Here is a 21,198-nt window from a genome sequence, read left to right as displayed (position 1 = left end):
TTACCAAATCTAAATAAATCTTAAATGAAATAAAACTCAAATCTATTCTAATGTGCTGTCTTTGATCAGGTACTTTCTCTTTCAATCAGTGATATAGGTAATTTTTTTAAGATGGCCATTGGAATAAATACTTTTCCTTGATTTTTGGCGTCCTTCATTGCATTCATTCTATCTATTAAAAGATTGGCTGCCACAAAACCCATTTCTTGTGCTGGTTGATTAATTGTTGTTAGTGAAGGATTGAAAAGTTCTCCCATGTCATCACCGGAAATTCCCATTACAGCAATTTTCTCCGGTATTTCTATTCCACGTTTTTGCAAAAGTCGCATCACTCTAAAAGCAATGGGATCATTCAAAGCAACAATAGCATCAGGTTTTTCTTTCAATACCATTAATTTATCCAATGCCTGCCCTACTGACCTTCTTAAATCCAGTGTTGGTACAATTAAATCGGCTGAAGTGCCAAATCCGTTCCTTTCCATTGCAGTTCTGTATCCTTTCAATCTTTGTTGAGAAATATATAAATCTTCAGGGCCAGAAATAAATGCTATTCTTTTATATCCTTTATTGATAAGATGATTGGTAGCCTGATAGCCCGCTTCAAAATCATCAACAATTACTCTTGGAATTGGTAGTTCCGATTTTGGTAATATTCTATCAAAAACTACAATGGGCACTTCCTCTTCCATAGCTTTTTTCAGATGGAGGTCGCTTTTTGTATTAAAAGAGAGGGAAATTAGAATGCCATCCACTTGTCGGTCTAATAAGATATCAATGCATTCTTTCTCTTTCTGCTCTTGCTCGTCACTATGTACAATAATCAGATCGTAGCCCAAAGGTTTCAAAAATTGCTCGATTCCCAAAATAACTCTGCCAAAAAAAGGAACGGTCAATTCAGGAATTATCACTCCAATCAAATAGGATTTTTTACTTGCTAAACCTGCCGCCAGCACACTTTTCTTATACCCAATTTTTTCTGCAAGGTCCAGTACTTTCTTTTTGGTCATAGGATTAATATCCTCTGCTCCTCTTATTGCTCTTGAAACCGTTGAGACGGAAATGTCCAAACGTCGTGCAATATCCTTTATGGTTGGCTTTCTTTTTTTCATACTCAAAATTAAAAAAAACTCGAAAATAAACACGTCAAAAATTACCGAGAACGTTACCGGTAACGCTATTTTTAAAAATCATTAAGTGTTTATTTGTCCTTTAAAATAAAACACGTCATGTTTGAACCATCGAAATGAATTAAAGAAATTTTTTAACTAAAAAATAAAGCAACATGAACGCTAAAGCTGTAGTAGCAAAATTCGAAGAGCTATTTAAGAAAGAACCAATGGTATCTAGAGCTCCAGGTAGAGTAAATATCATCGGTGAGCACACTGACTACAACGACGGTTTTGTATTGCCTGCGTCAATTGACAAAGAAATGGTTTTCGCATTAGCTTTAAACGGTACTGATACTGTAAACGCTTATGCATTAGATTTAGAAGAGTCTGGTTCTTTTGAATTATCAAACATTGTTCCTTCAGAAGGATGGATCAACTACATTAAAGGTGTTGTTGCTGAAACAGCTGTAAAAGGCTTAGAACCAAAAGGTTTTGATGTTGTTTTTGCTGGTGATGTACCTCTAGGAGCGGGTATGTCTTCTTCTGCTGCTTTAGAGTGTGCTTTAGCAACAGGTTTAAATAAATTATTCGAAGGCGATTTATCTAAATTAGATATCGTTTTAGCTTCACAAATGTCTGAGCATAACTATGCTGGCGTGAAGTGTGGTATCATGGACCAATTTGCTTCAACTTTCGGTCAAGCCAACAAAGTAATCAAGTTAGACTGCCGTACAAAAGAGTATGAGTACCATAACTTAGATATCACTGGTCACAAGTTGGTATTATGTAACACTAACGTGACACACTCTTTGGCTTCTTCTGAGTACAATACAAGAAGAGAGCAATGTGAAGCGGGTGTTGAAGTAATCAAAGAAACTTATCCTGATATCATCAATTTACGTGACGTTTCTGTAGAAATGATGCACGAGTTTGACGGTAAAATGGATCCGGTAATTTATGACAGATGTTCGTATGTGGTTGAAGAAAACGACCGTTTAACGAAAGCATGTGAATTTATGGATAACGGAGACTTAGTGAACTTAGGTAAAATGATCTATGGTTCTCACGAAGGTCTTTCTAAGAAATATGCAGTATCATGTCCAGAGTTAGACTTCTTGGTTGAGCAAACTTTAGAAGATGACAATGTACTTGGTGCGAGAATGATGGGTGGCGGCTTCGGTGGCTGTACGATCAACCTTGTAAAAGAAGACGCTGTTGACGCATTTGTAGAAAGAATGACGAAAGCATATAAAGAAGGAATGGGTAAAGATCTTTCTGCTTATGTAGTTGTTATCGGCGACGGAGCAAGAGTTGAAGAGTCAGTTGAAGCTTAATTTATATCTATAGAAGGCATGTTTAGTTCACATGATACTAAACATGCTTTTAAAGAAATTTTTTGACTAGGAAAACAAGAATCAACAATGGAATTTAATTTTGAGGATCATCCTCACCGTCGATACAACCCACTTACAAATGAATGGGTACAAGTTTCTCCTCACAGAGCGAAGAGACCTTGGCAAGGACAAGTAGAAAAGATTGAAGAGGAAAAGCGTCCTGAACATGATCCATCATGTTATTTATGTGCGGGTAATACTCGTATCAATGGCGAAGTGAACCCTCAGTATACTGATACTTATTCATTCCAAAATGATTTCGCTGCTTTATTGGAAGATGTTCCTACAGGCGAAATGAATGAAGGTAATGGTCTTTTCAGAGCAAAAAGTGAAAGAGGTTTGTGTAAAGTAATTTGCTTCTCTCCTCGTCACGATTTGACTATTCCTGAAATGGAAACGGAAGGAATTAGAAAAGTAGTTGACCTATGGGCAAAAGAATATACTGAGCTAGGTGCTAGAGATTACATCAACCATGTTCAGATTTTTGAAAATAAAGGTTCTGTGATGGGTTGTTCAAATCCTCACCCTCACGGTCAAATCTGGGCTCAGGAATCTATTCCTCAAGAGCCTGCCAAAAAGCAAGAAAATCAAAAAGCATACTATGACAAAAATGGTACGACTTTGCTTTCTGATTACATTGCACAAGAAATCAAGCAACAAACAAGAGTAGTTTATGAAAATGAACACTTTGTTGCTATCGTTCCTTTCTGGGCTGTTTGGCCTTTTGAAACGATGATTGTTCCTAAAAGAGCAGTAAGCAGAATTACTGATCTTTCGGAAGAGGAAAAAGATGCTTTTGCGGATGCGTACAGATCTTTAACGATCAAGTATGACAACATCTTTGAAGTTTCTTTCCCTTATTCTGCGGGTATCCACCAAGCTCCAACAGACGGAGAGGATCACCCAGAGTGGCACATGCACATGTGTTTCTATCCTCCTCTACTTCGCTCTGCTACAGTGAAGAAGTTTATGGTAGGTTATGAAATGCTTGCTAATGCTCAAAGAGATATTACTGCTGAAACAGCGGCTGCACGTATTAGAGAGCAATCTTTAGTACACTATAAAAGTGCTGTTTTGGAAGAAGAAAAATAACATTAGATGATTTGTAGACTAGTAATAAATGATAATTGCTAGTCTATAATTTTTCATTAATAGAGATAACAAATAAACAAAATGAAGATTTTAGTAACAGGAGGTTTAGGTTACATTGGTTCACATACCTCAGTGGAATTAATCAACAAAGGATTTGAAGTGGTTATCGTTGACAACTTATCAAATTCTGAGATTGGTGCATTGGAAGGTATTGAAAAAATCACTGGAACAAAGCCTAAGTTCTATGAGTTTGATCTTTTAGATTTTGATAAATTAGATCAATTATTCCAAGAGGAGAAGATTGATGGTATTATTCACTTCGCCGCTTCAAAAGCAGTGGGTGAATCTGTAAATAAGCCAAGCCTTTATTACAGAAATAACCTTCAGTCGTTATTAAACATCTTAGACCTAATGGTAAAACATGAGGTAAGTAATTTTGTTTTCTCTTCATCTTGTACAGTTTACGGTCAACCAGACGTGTTGCCTGTAACTGAACAAACGCCAGTTCAACCTGCTCTATCTCCTTACGGAAATACAAAACAAGTAGGTGAAGAGATCATCAGAGATATCGTAAAAGCAGAAAGCGGATTGAAAGCGATCGCTCTACGTTATTTCAACCCTGTAGGTGCACATGATTCTGCATTGATTGGTGAATTACCTTTGGGTGTCCCTCAAAACTTGATGCCGTTTATCACACAAACAGGTGTGGGTATGAGAGCCGAATTAAGTGTATTTGGTGATGACTACAATACAAAAGATGGTACTTGTATTCGTGACTACATCCACGTAGTAGATTTAGCACAAGCTCATATTGTTGCATTAAACAGAATGATCGAAAGCAAGCAAAAAGAAGATTACGAATTCTTCAACGTAGGGACTGGTACTGGTTCCACTGTTTTAGAGGTAATCCAATCATTCGAAAAAATGTCAGGTGTAAAACTGAACTACAAGTTGGTAGAACGTCGTGAAGGTGATATCGAAAAGATTTATGCTGACACCACTTTCGGTAACCAAGAGTTAGGATGGCAATCCGAAAAGACATTGGATGATATGACTGGTTCTGCTTGGAAATGGCAACAACAATTGCAAGAAAAAGCTTTATCAAAAGCATAATAAATAGTGTGTACGGCAAAAAAACTAAACATTTTTTTGACTTAACAACAAACAACTTAAAGCATCATATTGTACAGGTAATTTCAGATGAATAGATGCTCTTTACACTTCTCTTTTATAAGGGAAGTGTAAGAGCCTGTTTGAAAACACAATTTGCTGAAAACTGATATTTCAAACAGGCTTTTAATTTATCTATTAAAGTACTAGGAAAAAGGAAAGTAAATAACTTTTTTTACTAAAAGTATTGGTACTTACTACTTTACTACTAGCAAACCTTAAATGTTTTAATGAAATGATAGATATTAAACAAATAGAAAAAGTTGCTTGGGGCAAGCACGACGACAAAGACGTGTACTTGTATACTCTTACTAATCAAAAAGGTTCCCAACTTAAAGTCTCAACTTACGGAGGCATTCTTGTTAGCTTTGTTACTGCTGATAAAAACGGTGAAATGGCTGACGTTCTTCTTGGAAAAGATTCTTTAGAAGATTACTTAAAAAATGACTGTTATCTTGGTGCAACTGTTGGTCAATTTGCCAACAGAATCGCTAAAGGTAAAATCTCTATTGATGGAGTAGAATACCAATTGGCAACCAACAACGGTCCTAACTTTTTACATGGTGGTGACAAAGGTTTTGATAGCCATGTATTTGATATTGTGGAAGAAATTTCAGAGGAAAATGTAAGCTCAGTGGTTTTGTCACATACAAGCCCTGACGGTTTTGAAAATCTTCCTGGTAATGTAACATTGAAGCTGAAGATTTCATTGACTGACGAAAATGAAATTGTTTTAGATTACAGTGCTACAACAGATAAGAAGACAATTGTCAACTTTACTTCTCACCCTTATTTCAACCTTAAAGGGGAAGGTGAAATTACGGACCACTCTTTACTGTTAAATTGTAAGTACTATACTCCTGTAGATGAAACTTGTATTCCAACTGGTGAAATTGTTTCTGTAAAAGGTACTCCTTTTGACTTTACTGAAGAAAAAGTAATTGGTAACGAAATTGATGCTGATCACGACCAAACTCAAATTGGTATTGGCTATGATCACAACTTAGTGATCAACAAACCAGTTGGTGAGTATGGATTGGTAGGTATTGCTTATGAAGCAACTACAGGTCGTAGCATGGAAGTATATTCTACTGAACCTGGTGTTCAATTCTACACTGGTAACTGGCTTGAAGGTGATTTAGGAAAAAATCAAACCGCTCATATTAAGCGTCAAGGGTTCTGCTTGGAAGCACAACATTTCCCTGACTCTCCAAATCAACCTCATTTCCCTTCAGTGATTTTAAATCCAAATGAAGAGTACACTCAAAAAACAGTGTACAAATTTGTAGTGAAATAGATCTCATTTAGACTTATAGACAATGAAGCCCTGATTCTAAAATAACAGAATCAGGGCTTTCATTTTTACTTATCTGGGCTTAAAGCAATGAGTATTTACTGTGCCCAATTGTCATTAACTACTGATCTTAACCTTTGTGCAACTTTGGTCTCTTCTGGATTGTATCCAAATAAGAAGACACATTAAGTACACTAGAATTAAGTATATTTTTAGTTGAAGCATACAAGTTCAATACCTGTAATTTTGCTTCTTCAATTTTTTGTTCTTTCGCTTTCATTTTCTTCAATTGATCATAATCTTCAAAAAATCTTTCTTCCTCAATTTCAATAACTGTTTCAAAAAGAGTTTGTTGTTGTAATATATTATTGTAACCGGCAATTAAGTTAGAAACTTCTCTCTCTTCTAACACAATCCCATATTTATCTTTTAATGCCACAGCTGTTTCCATTACAAAACCTTCTGCAGTAATTTCTATATCTGTATTTTTTAAATTTCTAAAATCTTTCATGAACCAATGAAATGGTAATAATGCCCACTGTGGTTCAAAAAAACGTTTTGTTAATCTACCTTTATTAAACTCTAACATCGAATTTAATTCTTTAATGTATTGATTATAGATTAATTTATAGGTAGTAGTTTCTTTATTTATATTTTGATGTATCATAGCAATCAACTTTTAAAAGTTAGATAAATACAATTATTTGTATTTACTTTTGATATATTGAACGATTGTTTGAAACAAAGGGTTGAAGAAAGAAATATAATAATCCTTAAAGATCGTTAAGGGCAAAATTATAGATTATTGAATATGAAAATCACAGCAGATCACACTTATATTATTGTACACTTCGATATCCACCAAAGCTGGGAATTCTTCCAAATTATTGATCTACCTGAAGAAGAGTCCAATGCACTCCACCAGCAAATAGATCATCTTCTTTACCAAGCGTCACTTAATGAGCAAGAACATGATTTTCTTTCAATAGAATATATTATTGCTTATGCCTTTGAGAAAAAATTTGCATTGTTAAGAAATTATCCGAAAGAATTTTTCGATAATGTGAAAGTAGAATGTGATGGGGAAACTTTAGACTTTATCATTGATTTGTCTGAAACAATTGTCAAAGAAGCAGCTGTTCATTTATTGAAAAACTTGATTAAGTACGACTTGTTTGAATACCAATTATTGTCTTAGTTGAAAAAATAGAAATACATAAAAAAGGGAGGCATCACCTCCCTTGTTTCTCTAACTAAATTACTACCTAACATTTACACTTTTCAGAGTTGTTAGTTTTTTATTCGATGTTACAAGAGTAATCGTTCATCTTATCGTTTACATCCTATTATATCAAGTTCTATAAAATATCACCGACACATCTATTTTTTTTTCTTCAAAAGGATTTTTTTATTTTTAGATATTCATACTATTATAACTCTCACACATGAATAAAACAGAGGTCTCACAATTGCTCAATCAGCTTGATTTACCAAAATCAAAAGAACAACTCTACCCTATCGTCTATGATAATTTACATGATATTGCAGAAAAACTATTTAGAAGAGAAAGAGTAGATCATACATTACAGCCTACACTTTTAGTCAATGAAGCTTATCTTAATTTAGTAGATCAGGATCAAATCAACTGGCAAGGAAAAACTCATTTTTTCGCAGTTGGAGCCCAAGCAATTCGTCGTATTTTAGTGCATCATGCTAGATCAAAAAATGCTATTAAAAGAGGAAGTGGAGAGCACATGCTCGAACTAGAAGAAGGCATTGCTTTTACGCCTGAAAAAGAAGGTATGGTGCTAGATATTCATGAAGGGTTAGAACAGCTAGCAAAGGTACACGATAGACAAGCAACGGTTGTAGAATTAAAATTTTTTGGAGGTTTGAAAATGCAAGAAATTGCTGATGAATTGGGTGTTTCCATCAAAACTATTGAAGTAGACTGGAAAGTGGCCAAAGCTTGGTTAAAGAAATTTATGAAGAGCGACCTCTAAATTATATGTCACAATCATTGCACGAAAAAGCCTCAAATATTCTAGCGCTTGTTATGGAGTTAGAAAAGGAAAAGGCTATAAAAGTAATTCATGAAAAATGTCAAAATGATGAGGCTTTGCTCCAAGAAGTTTTAAGTTTATATCAAGAATTTACAACTTACACTCCTACTGGCAAAGTTGCTACTCATCAGTCGCACATTCAGCTAGATCAGGAAGATCACACTAAAAGCTTATTCGGAAAAGTTTCTAATCATCTTCTCAAAAACAAACACACAAGACTTATTGTGATAGTATCGAGTCTAGCAGTATTGTTAGTATTAGGTTTTTGGGTAAGAAAACATATTTACAACGTAGTTTTCTATCAAGAAATAGAAGAAAAAAGAGCACAGCTTAATGCTACTACCACCATTATACAAGATTGGGTCAATGATGAAAAAAGAAAGGTAAAAGAAATTGCTTCTACTAAAACCTTAAGAAACTTTGCTATTGTGATTGACAGCCTTCAAAGGCTGGAATTACCACATGAAGTTTATCTTCAGAAAATTCAACCTTATAATGCTCAGATTAATAAGATGAAAGACATTATGGGCTTTGAATACATCAGCCTCATCCATAAAAATGAATTAAAAATTACTTATAATACCTTTCAATCAGAGCAACAGTTTAACTCCCCACTCATTAATAAAAAACTCAGTAAACACCTTTTTGATTATCATAATGAGCTGAAAAAAGGAAATACTATTTTTATTCCTCCAATTCATATCTCCGCATCATTGCTTGAAAAAGACAGTACTTTAAATACAGATTCCGATTGTGCAGTAGGTACGCCTGTTTATAATAATGAAAATAAAATCGTTGGTTTCGTATTGACTGTGACTTTAGCCAAAAAACAGTTCTCTAATTTGTTCAAAGCGACTCTTTATGGTCAATCTTCCGAATCTTATGCCGTCAACAAAGATGGATATATTATTTCTGAAAGCCGTTTTACAAAAGACCTTCAGAAAAGTGGATTTTTGAAACATAAATCTTCTATTTACCACTTAGAAGATTTAAATCCTGAAGTAAACGTTATGGAAGGTGAATCACCTGATTTAGAGAAAATCAATTGGCCTCTTACTGCTACTTCTATGAAGTTTTATGAATATTTAAAAGGCAACTCGAAGGTAAATAACGGAGAAATAGATCATATTTATAAAGATTACAGAGGGGTGGATGTCATTGGAGTATGGCAGTGGATTGACGATTTGGATTTTGGAATTGTCAATAAGGAAGATGCTTCAGATGCACTAGAAATGATAAGGAAAATGGACTGGGTTTTAGGCATTTTGTATTTCATTATTTGCGTACTTTGCTTTCTCTTATATCATTCTAATATTCGCATCCTCCGATTCAACTCAAAAATCAAACAACTAGGACAGTTTACTGTAGTAGATAAAATTGGCGAAGGTGGTTTTGGTGTGGTTTACAAAGCAGAACACTCTCTGATTAAAATGCCTGTTGCCATCAAACTCTTAAAAAAGGATTTTATTACAGATGACAATGTAAAAAGATTTGAGAGAGAAGTAATGGCTACTTCTGCGTTGAAACATCCTAATACAATAAAAATTTATGATTATGGCACTTCCAATGAGGGGTATTTCTATTATGTAATGGAATATATTGATGGAGTGACCCTTGCAAAAATCATTGACCGCGATCAGGTTTTCCCTATCAACAGAGCCGTTTATATTCTTTTGGAGGTAGCCTACAGTTTAAGAGAAGCTCACCATAAAAACCTTGTTCATCGTGATATTAAACCGATGAATATTATCCTCTCTAAACAAGGAGAAGCTTATGATCAGGTAAAACTTCTGGACTTTGGATTGGTGAAGGAACTGGCTCCAAACACTGAGCATACGGCCTTTCATAAGGTAGGTGGCACTCCACTTTACATGGCACCTGAGCGATTGAGAGACCCCAACAACAGTGACAGTAAAGTGGATATTTATTCTTTAGGAATCCTAGGATTCTACATGCTTAATGGACGACTGATGATTGAAATTCTCTCTCAAAAAGTACTATCAGGACAAGAATCTATTGAGCAAAATGATATTCATAAATTAGTGGAACGTGAAGATATTCCTGAAGACCTATATGCATTACTTGAAAAATGTATTCAGTTTGACCCTAAAAAAAGAATTCAAAGTATTGATGATTTGATCTTTCAACTGGAAAAAATTGCTCAAAAGCACCAGTGGACTAAGCATAATGCACAAGATTGGTGGAAAACGTATGACGTTTACGAATCATAAAACGTATTTCTCAAATAACCTTTCCAAAATCTCCTCTGGTTCTTCAATACACAAACCAGGATGTACTTTTGAAGATTGAATTAATGTTGATCTTGTAGCAGTAAGCCAACGGAATCTGCTGGGCAAATCTTGCTCACCAATCACTCCACCTTTGGCTCCTCCTTCACAAATCAGTTTCCATGTATTCAAATAGGCTTCAATACCTTTTTTATCAATATCAACTAAATCAAAAGCATTGAGTTTCTTTTCATTGACTTGGTATTTAAGGTCAAGAAACTTCAAAGGTTTACTAAAAAGTATTACACCCACATTGATAAACTCTTCTCTTTCCACTTTTGGCATAAAGCGGATGACCGCATATTCATAAACATGTTTATCTTGCATTCTTCGCTTCTTTTGTTAGTTGATCTAAATTTGCAATTCTTGTATTTAATAAGGTGGTGTAGACGTTCCTTCTTTCCTCGACACTTGCATCAATACTTGGATCCGACAACCAATCTTCAGGCAACAAAGATACAATTCCCTCAATAATTGTAGGGGCTAATAATTCCTTTAATAAAGTGTTGGCTTCATCTAATTTTGTAGCTTTGGACAACAAAACATGATCTTTTATCATCGGAAAAGTTCTATTAGCGTGATCTTCCCACCCATTCCATGAATGATGAAAATACAAGCTTGCTCCGTGATCAATCACCCACAGTGCTTTATTCCAGTTCAATAAATTAGTGTTTCTATGTGTTCTATCAATATTAGTGATAATGCTATCCAAAAGCACAACTTTTGAGGCGGCCAATGGATCTGCAATTGAAACCAAAGGATCATAAGTGATGGCACCACTAAGGTAGCTCATCCCTAAATTTAGGCCTTCACTAAATTTGAGTAAATCTTGAATTTCCTCGTCTCCCTCTGACTTACTGAATGTATCTACAAGGTGTATAAAGACTAACTCAGGCATATTCAACCCAATCTGACGGGCCATTTCTCCTCCAATCAACTCTGCAATCAAGGCTTTGACACCCTGCCCTGCTCCTCTAAATTTGATGACGTAATCAAAGCCATCATCTGCTTCAACAATTGCAGGCAATGAACCACCTTCCCTTAATGGCGTCACGTATCTCGTCATATTGACGGTTCTTATTTCATTATTATACATGGATGATAATCTTAATGATGATTATGAGTTCGATAAAAATAGAGGATATAAAAAAACACCTTGCCAAATATAAAATGTACAAGGTGTTTCTGAAACTAAATGGTCTTATTATTCGATAATTACTCTTTTTGATTTAATTGTTTTTCCTGATTTTAATCTTAAAAGATAAACTCCTCTAGGTAGATTATTTACTTCTAATTCTGTTAATTGACTATCTTCATACGTCCAAGTTTCTTCTAAGACTTTGTATCCTAATGTATTAAAAAGTCCTATTTCAACTTCTCCAGTCCAAGATTTCAATAATAGATTGACTTTCTCACCTTGGGTAGGATTTGGGTAAACAGCTATATCTGCAACAGATGTTTTTCCTTCCATATAAACTTGAACAGGCTCATAAACTGTTTCCGTCCCATCAAAATCACGTTGAATTAAACGGTAATATGTGATTTGATTCATCACAGGGTTAGTATCAAAAAACTCATAATCCAAACGTACATTGGAATTACCTGCACCTTGAATCAGACCTATTGAATTCCAGCTTTTGCCCTCTAATGAACGTTGTACTTCAAACTCATCATTGTTCTCTTCAGAAGCCGTTGACCAATCTAATCGCACTTGCTCTTCCTCAGCATACGCATTAAACTCAATAAGCTCCACTGGTAATTCTGTTGTTTCATCTACGGCTGCAATAGCAAGGAATTTCTCACTAAAAGAAACATCTTCAGTCTCAAAATACGTTTCAGCGTTATGTAGTGGATCTCCTGCTTTTTTCCATTCAGGTGTTCCAAAATCAAGGTCATCCCAAATGGCCAAAATATAGTTAGGGTCTTTGCCTAAACCACTGTAATATGCATAAATCTCTGCTTTACTCTTTTTTGTTGTTGCATTACCACCTTCATCAATATCTGTCACTCTCCATTGATACTCCTCTGAAACATTGGCTATTCCTGAGGCATCATCAATATTATCATCTCCAACCGGGCGTAACAAACTACCATACTCTACCGTCCATGTTTTTTCACTATCACCTTCGTCTAGTACATTTTCGGTATAAATTAAGGCTAATGTTCTGAGTGCACCTCCTGATCCAACAGGGAAAATAAAGCTGTCATTCACATCAAGTTTTTTAGAAAGAGGACCAGAAACATATGAACTTCCTGAAATAGAATTTCCTAGAATTAGCAATGAACCATCATCGTTCCCTGAATTATTCAATGCTGAATTTAAAGTAAGATTCGTGACTTCTTTGGTATTACCTCCTGCTAAAATCACCTCTCCACTTGCTTTATTTATTTCAAGGTTATTAATGGCTTTACCTGAGGTAAAAGTCCCTGTGAAAGTTTGATTTCCAGAAGCTCCATTAAAGGATAAAGTAGAACCTGTAAAGGTCGCAGTGGTCGTTCCGTTATCTGTAAAATTACCTCCTACGGCCAATTTAGCTCCTGTTGAAAGGGCTATCGTTGAGCCTGAATTGAATGTAATGTTATTTTCAGCATCAAGATTAGAGTTTACCATAGATAATCCTCCATCAGTATCAACGGTTAAATCTCCTTTGATTACCATTGTACTAGATGAGATATTAAGCGTTGCTCCTACTCCATCATTTGCATCACCTACATCCACATTAACGTTGCCATTTACAGTTGTAGTGGAGGTAACCGTTAATTTACCTGTATTGATGATTTCTATTGTATTGATATCTGAAGATGTTGAAAGATCAAATTCTACATTATCAACAGACAGCTGACCAGCAGGCATATTCAAACCATTTCCTACAGGAATTTCCCAAACTTGCCCCGTACTTGTCCCTATCAAGGATAATCCACCGATCGTCAGTTTATTATTATTTAAAGGAGCATTTAAACTTAAGGTCGCATTGCTGGCATTTCCTTCCACAATGATAGATCCACCGGAATTATAGAACGACTCCCAATTAGCATTTGGCATCTGTCCTACTTTATCATTATTGACAAAATACTTTACTGTTCCAGCACCTTCTACAGCATCAAAATTAATCTGTCTATCGTTCACCTCTATAATAAAGGTACCTTCAATAATGGCTTTATAATAAGTTTTAAAACCTAAAGTTCCATCTGTGGTTGTCGTAAGGTTTGTACCTAACGGAACTTCAATAATAGTTCCTGAAGTTAATGAAGGTGAAGCTTCATTTTCTAACTTTGAATAAGTTGAACCATTGTCTTTAGAAATTTCCCACTTATCTGTAGAAACATCATTCAGTACCGCATCCGTAATGCCTGAGGCTAATCTATAACGAATGATATCATCTGGAGTAGAAAGTACATCTCCAGCAAAATAATCTCCTGTCACTAAACTCGATGCCAAATCAATATCAATTCTATTGTTTGCTACATCTAACGTTTTCTGCACGTTCTTTTGTATTTCAGCTGCATCATTGATGATAATACCTATGTAATCAGCTTCTGTACCATTGATATTAATATCACTGTAATAAATCGAAATATATCTATCTCCAGGTACTGTCACATCGGCTTTTGAGAATTCTAATCTCCAATATTGATTCAATGCCTCATTATTGTCTCCTTGATTTTCTGCAACTGTATGCCTCGTATTGATAGGTTTTACAATTAACTCAGCTTCATTATAATCACCAATGATCCCTATCGGAGCATAAATTCCTGAATACCCAATCGGCAACAGTTTCTCACTTACAATCTCCGTACTTGGCAATGTAATCTTTACACCTTGTGCACTATTACTTCCACTCAGCTGAATCATATTATTTTCATCAAAAGCTGTGGTCGCAGTAAGAATTACATTCGTTCCTAAGTTCAAACTGAATTGATCTATGTTGAGTACACCATTGGTAAATACTATTTCATCGGCCACCAAATTCAAACTGTTGGTTAAATTGATACCGGCCACATTATCAATTTCAAGGCGTCCTAAGCTACCTGTAATATTCATATCTTGAGAGGAAGATCCATTCAGTTTTATTCTACCCGTACTTGTAGTAGAATGCGTACCAACCACTGATAAATCACCTCCTACATAGATAGTCTGAGCATTATCAGCTAGAATCCCCGAAGAAATTGTCAAATCCTCAGTAATATTAATATCAGCATTCATATTGACTGTTGAACCATCTGTGAAAACTACCATATTTTGAGTTGTGATAGCATTGGTTCCTCCTATAGATTGATCATCTGAACTGATTAAGTTTAAAGTAGTAGAAGTTGCCTCAACTGTACCATTATTGGTAATACTTCCTTTGATTGAAAGGTTCTTACCATTGAAATTCAAAGTAGCTGACGCTGGAATTTCTAGGTCTCCAGATAATTGAACATCGTTGATCACTACCTCTACAGTCACATCATTGATCAATTCTAATTTCCCTACTTCATTAGCCAATTCTGCATCTATAGATTCTGTTGTAATATTATTTCCTAATTTAAGTTCGGCACTTTCACTAACTGAAGAAGACGCAGCGTTTATCGTAACTTTCCCTGAGGATACAATGATTTCACCTCCATTAAAATCAAATGTTGATGAACTACCAACTACCTCAAATGTTCCTCTTGTTGCACTATTAGGATTTCCTATCAAGCCTGCACTAAATACACCTCCCGACTGTTTATAAGTGATAGAAGCATCATTCCCTGCTAAATCTCTTCTTAACTCAGAACCTATATTAATTGCCCCAGCTGTCATTTCAATTTCTCCACTCGCAGCGTATATAATAGAATTTTCTTGACCAGAATTTGACAAGTTTAAAGTACCACCAGATACCATTAATTTTCCACCTAATAATAAATTCGCTTCATCTCCTTCCACGTTTACAATCCCTTGATTTAAAGTCAATCCAGCAGTTGATGCTAGATTCCAAGAAGAACTTGGCACAGCAAAAGGAGTAATATTAATTGAACTATTGTCAAGAATTAATGTACCGTTTGAAAGTGTAATTAACTCCTCGGTTGTACTAGAAGGCAATGTGAAGTTGGTACTCATTGTGAATGTAGGCGTTTGAGATGCCCCTTTATTCATAACAATTTTATATAAGTCTGGAATCACTTCTGATGGATAAAAGTTAATGAACCTTCCATTATCTTCTCCTCTTAATTCTAAAATTACACGGTTTCCTGTTGCTCCATTGTAAAGGTCAAATTCTATATTATTCTGATCTCCGGCAGTGATTTCTTCTACTGATATACCTTCCTTTACAATCAATCGATGTTCAACATCATCAGTGCCTTCTGTTAATATTTTATTTTCAGCAGAGTTTGAAGCAGAATAGATGTTTTCCATTTTTATATTCTGGCAAGTCACCTGAATAGCTGTTGAGGCATCAAAAATTAGATTCCCCTCTTGAAAACCTCCAATATTAATAGTTCCTTCAACATCAAGGCTTTTATCCAATCTCAATACAAGACCTTCTACAAGCATTCTTTTGATTTGCACAGCTTCGGTAATAGCATCGTCAAAAACATACTCACCTCCTGTTGAACCGCCATAAAGGCGTAATGTAGGATATTTTGGAAAAATAGGAATCACAAAATCATTAAAAGGGTTACCTCCATTGTTGCCTGATTGGTTTTGAATCATCAACTCACTTTTTTCTTCACTTAGGAAATCATTCATGTCATTTCCATTCAGAACACCTCTATCGGTACCATCCGTATCAGTACCTCCAAAAATTCTAAATCTACCAATATCTTCTACCACTTCAGCGGTTAACTCTGAATTATTCTGAATCCTTACTTCTGGTAATCCATTACTATTCTCTTCCACATAAAAAGTACTTGATTCATCACCTTCCTCAAAACGTAGTAACGCCACCTCTCTTGTTATACCATTCAACCTGACTCTATGACCTGCTCCATTCACATAATTGGAACCATTCCAAGAACCAAAACCGATGACTGCAATATCACCTTTTCCAGGCTCACCAGAATTTTGAGCTACTGTACCTGGTCCTGTTGTTTTCCAATCTGCATTGGTTGTCCAACGTTGATTTTCATTCCAAAATGCAATATTAGAAACGTCATTACCATCTGCTCCTGTTCCTCTAAAAGAGTAATAAACTTGTATTTGCCCAGTAAACTGATCCGTATCTCCAGCTGAATACATACCTCTATTTGGTTTAGAAGCAGTAGAAAAATTAATGGTATTTGAAGCTTCCGTCACTGTACCTAAAACCGACCTTGAATAATCACCTTCCAATAAAATACGTCCAGCAACGTAATCTGATTCAGTGCCTATCAAATCCTCATCATTATAATTAAAAGTCAACGTAATATCAGGCTTATTGGCATCGCTTGTATACTCATATACATTAGATCGCCAATAATAATCCAGAATGTTAGACGCATCATCAGGGTCAGTTGCAAACTCTACCAAACTTCCATTATTAATGGCCAACTGTATAAAACCTTGTTCTGAGACTCCGCTTGTTGTAATGGAAGCGGGTGTATATTTATAAGACCCAACAACAGGTGTATCAAATTCAGAGGCTAATGGATAGTTGTACGTTCCATTAGAATGAATAAAATAAGACAAACCTCCATCTGAAGAGTTTCCTGTTCCTAATATCACTTTATTATTGGTTCCAATAGCATTACTGCCTTGATCATTCATTCCCAATGCACCAATGACCACACCATATTCATTAGTTTTAATCGTTCCTTCTTCCCAGGTTAACTTTGTGGTGTAAAGGTTTTTATTAAGATTAAAACCATCTGTATTATTCAACCAAAGATGTGTAATTCCAACATTGGTTGTATCAGCAATTTGCTCTTCTACTAACTCATAACTTGCTGTAATATTTTGAGTACTACCTGATGAATTGTTGAGCTTGATATGACCTAATGCGTTAGACGCTCCAATTCTACCTTGAAAATCTAAATCACCCTCCACTTCTATTACAAACTTTGAATAATCGAATGTTCCTTGAGTCAGGGATAAAGAAGTTAACACTTTAAGTCTTGTATCACCTACCGACGAATTATCACTAAAATCTCTGAGTTTAAAAATGTCTGAAGAATTGGGCAAATCTATGACCAAATTATTGACACTGTATGGTGTATCTGTATCTCTGACATCAAGATAATGGCTTAGTCCATCACCATTGAAAGTTAATGTATTACTACTCCCTATATTCAATTGGGCGTCATTGTATAAAGTAAGATCTCCACTGATCGTAACATCAAAATTCCCTACCTGAACATTACTATTTTCCTCTACTACAAGGTGATTGAGTACTTTTAAATCTCCATCATTAGAAATTGGATCACCAAATGATCCTACTCCATCAGAAAGTGTGACGTTTCTTGCAGGGAAATCAGTAGTAACAGTCAAATTATAGAAAGGTATTGATGAGACAAAACTAACATCTCTATCAGTGTTGATATCAAAAATAATCTCACCGCCAGTGATACTATAAAAACCGTCGTCCATTGCAAATTTTGTCAGTAAGTTCATATCACTATCCTGGTTATGAATTGTAATTGTACCTCCAGACATATTAAATGAATTGGTATTATAAGGCAAAGATAACGCGGCTACATCGCTACTTGGAACATAACCATAGATAGTCATCTCACCACCTGACATGGTTACAGAACCTTGGTGATCTTCTCCTAGAATAGACGTTTTTATTTGATTTAAAAATACATTTCCTCCTTCTTGTACTAAGAAGCCTTTCTCCCTTAATGTGATACTATTTTGTCTACCATTACTTGTACCATCACTATTTAAACCAATATTCAATCTACCTCCAGTCACCAATACATTACCATACACTGTCAGGGCATTGACAGGGCCAAAGTTTACATCTGCACCATCATCTACCCATAATCTACAACCAAAACCTAAATCATAATTTCCTGTTGTATTGGCATAACTTGGAATATAAATATTGTTTCCAAAATGAATTGTCCCATATTTCATTACAAACATACCATTGCTAGTGGTCATGGATCCGTCTGTGCCTCCTGTACTTCCATTACTGTGTGTATTGTAACCATACATTTCAAACCGTCCCTCCGTATCTGCACTAATATTGAGATTATAGTAATCCGAAGCTCCCTTATCTACTACAATTTGATAAAGAATTGTAGAACCATTACACACCATATCTTGATCTTTCTGATCTGCATCAAAAGTGATAATGGCATATTCACCTGAAAGATTATTAGAAAAATAGGTTTCTAACTCAGTAAGGTAGCCGGGTGAACCAAACGTGAAGGAATCTTTGATGTCTGCTCTATTAGTCAATGCTATTTCACCTGTATTAAAAAGACTACCTTTCAATACAATATTATGAATAACATCATCGGTACCGACGCCTAAAGTTGCTTCTGACAGCACTCTTACATTTCCCGTAACGTTTAGATCAATTGCTTGATTCGAATTGTCACTTGTTCCTATCGTCACTTTTCCTTTTGACAATTTTAGTGAATCCGTCAGTGTTAAGTCTGTTGCTATAATCAACTCATCACTTGCATTGTCCATCTCGACGTTCACATTATGATAGGCGTAGTTGTTGGTCAATACTGTTCCTGTTCCATTGAACTCTACTGTTCCACCATCTGCTGTTAAGAAACCTCCAACTGCAGTAGCACTACCTGGGGAAGGGAAATTATCTCCATCTACTTTTATGGTTCCTTTACCTTTTACTTCTAAAAAGTTATGACCAGTTGTACTTCCAACAACTAATGTCCCCCCTTGATTAACTTCTAAAATACCTGCTGATATATTACTAGAATTTAAAGTAATTACTCCACCTGCTAGAATAAATACATCATCTGTAGCAGATGGATATGTATTTGTCCCATCTGCAAATCCTGATGGGTTTTTAGTCCAAATATCTGTATCTGTCCAATTCCCTGTACTTTTGGTATAAAAAGCATCAGGTGCAGTTGAAGCCAAAGTATAAAAACCATCTCCGTTAATATCATATTGAGCATCAGTTATCGAAACTGAAACAATATTGGATCCAATGAAAGAAACTGTTGGTCCAGGAACAACAGTATAAGTAGAACTATTATCAGAGGAGTAAACTAAATAATAATCTGCCTCTGTCCTTTCTGGCCCACTTCCCGTGTCATAATCATTTGGTTTACCCTCATAATTTTGAACATTGAAATTCAAATTCACAGTAAGGTTACCGTTTTTCTGCAGGTAAAACTTCTTAGCCCAAATACGTGAATCATTCGGTGCATAATCAAAAGTTAAACCGCCTTCGTTAGTTTCTCCTAATATGATATAATCTCCATCAGAAGTTGCTGAAATACCCACTCCAAGTGAAGTCGATGGATTGACTCTGTCTGGTGTATAATTTCCTCCATCATTACCATAAACAACCATATTCTGGTTGGGTGTAGTGTTGTTGTTAAAAAGCTCGTCGGTATCCGAAAATTCAGCGTGTGTAAAACCATACTTATTGGTCAAATAATCATTGACTCTTAATCTTGTTACAGGATCTAAATCAGTTCCTCCAGCAGCCGTTTTATTATAAACAATAACTTCTGCTATATAGCCGTCCCATCCTAATGTGGTGGATTGATTTGCACCACCTACACTACCAAATTTGTGCGTATCTGTATTGGATGTATTGTTGGGTAAACTCGTGAGTAAACCACCATTGGATGTATAACTTGTTTGATCAGTTGTATTTCTTTGGAAGGAAATCAAGCCCCAATTATCACTGATTGGCCAAGGGGCATTATCAGTATTTGCAAGGTTATTATCTGGTCCTCTAAAGTAAAATTGTGCACCGTTCCATTTGCCATATAAAGACCTTGTTGCATTACCTCCGGCGTAAAAACCTACATTTCCTGTAGTTGCATTTGCTTTTAGCACAATAAAAACTTCATAATTCTCTAATAGCAATTCTACAGTGTTATCAGAAGAATTTTTTAAAATAAGTCCTTCATGAGCTGTAGAAGGAAATAGTACAGCAGGCAATGAATTAACTTGTCCAGTTTGGTAGATAATGCCGTTTTCGCTGTTGTCATTATTAACATAATAGCCGTTACCGGACTGATCAACCCATTTATCTAATCTTAAAACTCCTCCTCCAATATCAGTATAATCCGAGGCGGTAATTTGATCTGCCTTTAACCATAATTCTAAACCATCTGTTGGAATGTCATTTTGGCCGTAGATTTCAAAGGTTGTTATCAAGAATAATAATAGAGGTATAACACTTTTGGGGTGTTTAAAGCAGTAATTGAGAATGGTAATCTGTCGCATATTTATTTAGTGTAGAACTATCAAAACAAAACTAGCATTTTGAAATTATAAGTTTTGTGATAGATGTTTGTGGTCGTTAGAGTGTTGGAAAGAACCATAGCTGGTATATTATGAAGCTTTCAAAGCACTCCTAAAGGTTTATTTTGAAACTATAATAATTAGTATTTTTCAATGGGATTATTCGTTGTAAAGAATACTGTACTTTAGAAGACAAACATTAAATATTGAGTTGAATCATAAACAGAAATTTACACAATTGCACAGAACAAATGTACATGTCTTCTTTTATACCTGATTTAAATTTGAAAACAGAAATACATCACATAATATTTTAGAAATAGGTTAATTAACATAGTAAACAAAGCTTCCTCACAAAAGCTTAATGTAGAATGAAGACCTATTGATGTTTTCAGCAGTCAATAGAAATCTTTCAAATAGTAGAAGTCCAAAAACTCCTTGGT

12 protein-coding genes are annotated in these 21,198 nt (G+C 35.3%); 7 read left to right on the top strand and 5 right to left on the bottom strand.

Annotated elements, in window-relative coordinates:
* Positions 1-65: 65 nt before the first annotated feature.
* The gene (locus tag AVL50_RS10885; protein WP_062616524.1) at positions 66-1,109 is read right to left on the bottom strand and encodes a LacI family DNA-binding transcriptional regulator; all 1,044 of its coding nucleotides are present in this window, start codon (positions 1,107-1,109) and stop codon (positions 66-68) included.
* A gap of 173 nt (positions 1,110-1,282) precedes the next feature.
* Here AVL50_RS10885 and galK point away from each other — a divergent pair, with 173 nt between their 5' ends.
* From galK to AVL50_RS10865, 4 genes are all read left to right on the top strand, one after another.
* The gene (gene galK, locus AVL50_RS10880; RefSeq protein WP_062616523.1) at positions 1,283-2,443 is read left to right on the top strand and encodes a galactokinase; all 1,161 of its coding nucleotides are present in this window, start codon (positions 1,283-1,285) and stop codon (positions 2,441-2,443) included.
* Positions 2,444-2,530: 87 nt separating this feature from the next.
* Positions 2,531-3,595, top strand: coding sequence for a UDP-glucose--hexose-1-phosphate uridylyltransferase (locus AVL50_RS10875; protein ID WP_062616522.1), 1,065 nt, complete (start codon positions 2,531-2,533; stop codon positions 3,593-3,595).
* 81 nt (positions 3,596-3,676) lie between these two features.
* Positions 3,677-4,708: a UDP-glucose 4-epimerase GalE gene (gene galE, locus AVL50_RS10870; protein ID WP_062616521.1), complete on the top strand. Its 1,032-nt coding sequence runs from the start codon at positions 3,677-3,679 to the stop codon at positions 4,706-4,708.
* 292 nt (positions 4,709-5,000) lie between these two features.
* Positions 5,001-6,062: an aldose epimerase family protein gene (locus AVL50_RS10865; RefSeq protein WP_062616520.1), complete on the top strand. Its 1,062-nt coding sequence runs from the start codon at positions 5,001-5,003 to the stop codon at positions 6,060-6,062.
* Positions 6,063-6,189: 127 nt separating this feature from the next.
* Here AVL50_RS10865 and AVL50_RS10860 read toward each other — a convergent pair whose 3' ends face one another.
* The gene (locus AVL50_RS10860) at positions 6,190-6,726 is read right to left on the bottom strand and encodes a hypothetical protein (protein ID WP_062616519.1); all 537 of its coding nucleotides are present in this window, start codon (positions 6,724-6,726) and stop codon (positions 6,190-6,192) included.
* Between the two features lie 144 nt (positions 6,727-6,870).
* Between AVL50_RS10860 and AVL50_RS10855 the strand changes: the two genes are divergently transcribed.
* The 3 genes from AVL50_RS10855 to AVL50_RS10845 all read left to right on the top strand — a co-directional run bounded on the left by AVL50_RS10855 (position 6,871) and on the right by AVL50_RS10845 (position 10,353).
* Positions 6,871-7,257 (top strand): hypothetical protein, encoded by a 387-nt coding sequence (locus AVL50_RS10855; RefSeq protein WP_062616518.1) that lies wholly within the window; start codon positions 6,871-6,873, stop codon positions 7,255-7,257.
* A gap of 247 nt (positions 7,258-7,504) precedes the next feature.
* Positions 7,505-8,062 (top strand): sigma-70 family RNA polymerase sigma factor, encoded by a 558-nt coding sequence (locus AVL50_RS10850; RefSeq protein WP_062616517.1) that lies wholly within the window; start codon positions 7,505-7,507, stop codon positions 8,060-8,062.
* Positions 8,063-8,067: 5 nt separating this feature from the next.
* A complete protein-coding gene (locus tag AVL50_RS10845; RefSeq protein WP_157491270.1) occupies positions 8,068-10,353 on the top strand; it encodes a serine/threonine protein kinase in 2,286 nt (761 codons plus the stop codon).
* Here the strand turns inward: AVL50_RS10845 and AVL50_RS10840 are convergent.
* The 3 genes from AVL50_RS10840 to AVL50_RS10830 form a co-directional block, all read right to left on the bottom strand.
* Positions 10,348-10,737 (bottom strand): DUF3037 domain-containing protein, encoded by a 390-nt coding sequence (locus AVL50_RS10840; protein WP_062616515.1) that lies wholly within the window; start codon positions 10,735-10,737, stop codon positions 10,348-10,350. The two genes, AVL50_RS10845 and AVL50_RS10840, sit on opposite strands and share 6 nt — an antisense overlap.
* Positions 10,727-11,506, bottom strand: coding sequence for a HipA family kinase (locus tag AVL50_RS10835; RefSeq protein ID WP_062616514.1), 780 nt, complete (start codon positions 11,504-11,506; stop codon positions 10,727-10,729). Before AVL50_RS10835 ends, AVL50_RS10840 begins: the two co-directional genes overlap by 11 nt.
* 108 nt (positions 11,507-11,614) lie before the next feature.
* Positions 11,615-20,737, bottom strand: coding sequence for a T9SS type A sorting domain-containing protein (locus tag AVL50_RS10830; protein WP_157491269.1), 9,123 nt, complete (start codon positions 20,735-20,737; stop codon positions 11,615-11,617).
* Positions 20,738-21,198: the final 461 nt, after the last annotated feature.

This window comes from Flammeovirga sp. SJP92 (genome assembly GCF_001583495.1).
GTDB lineage: Bacteria > Bacteroidota > Bacteroidia > Cytophagales > Flammeovirgaceae > Flammeovirga.
This window is presented reverse-complemented; position numbering and strand designations above follow the sequence as displayed.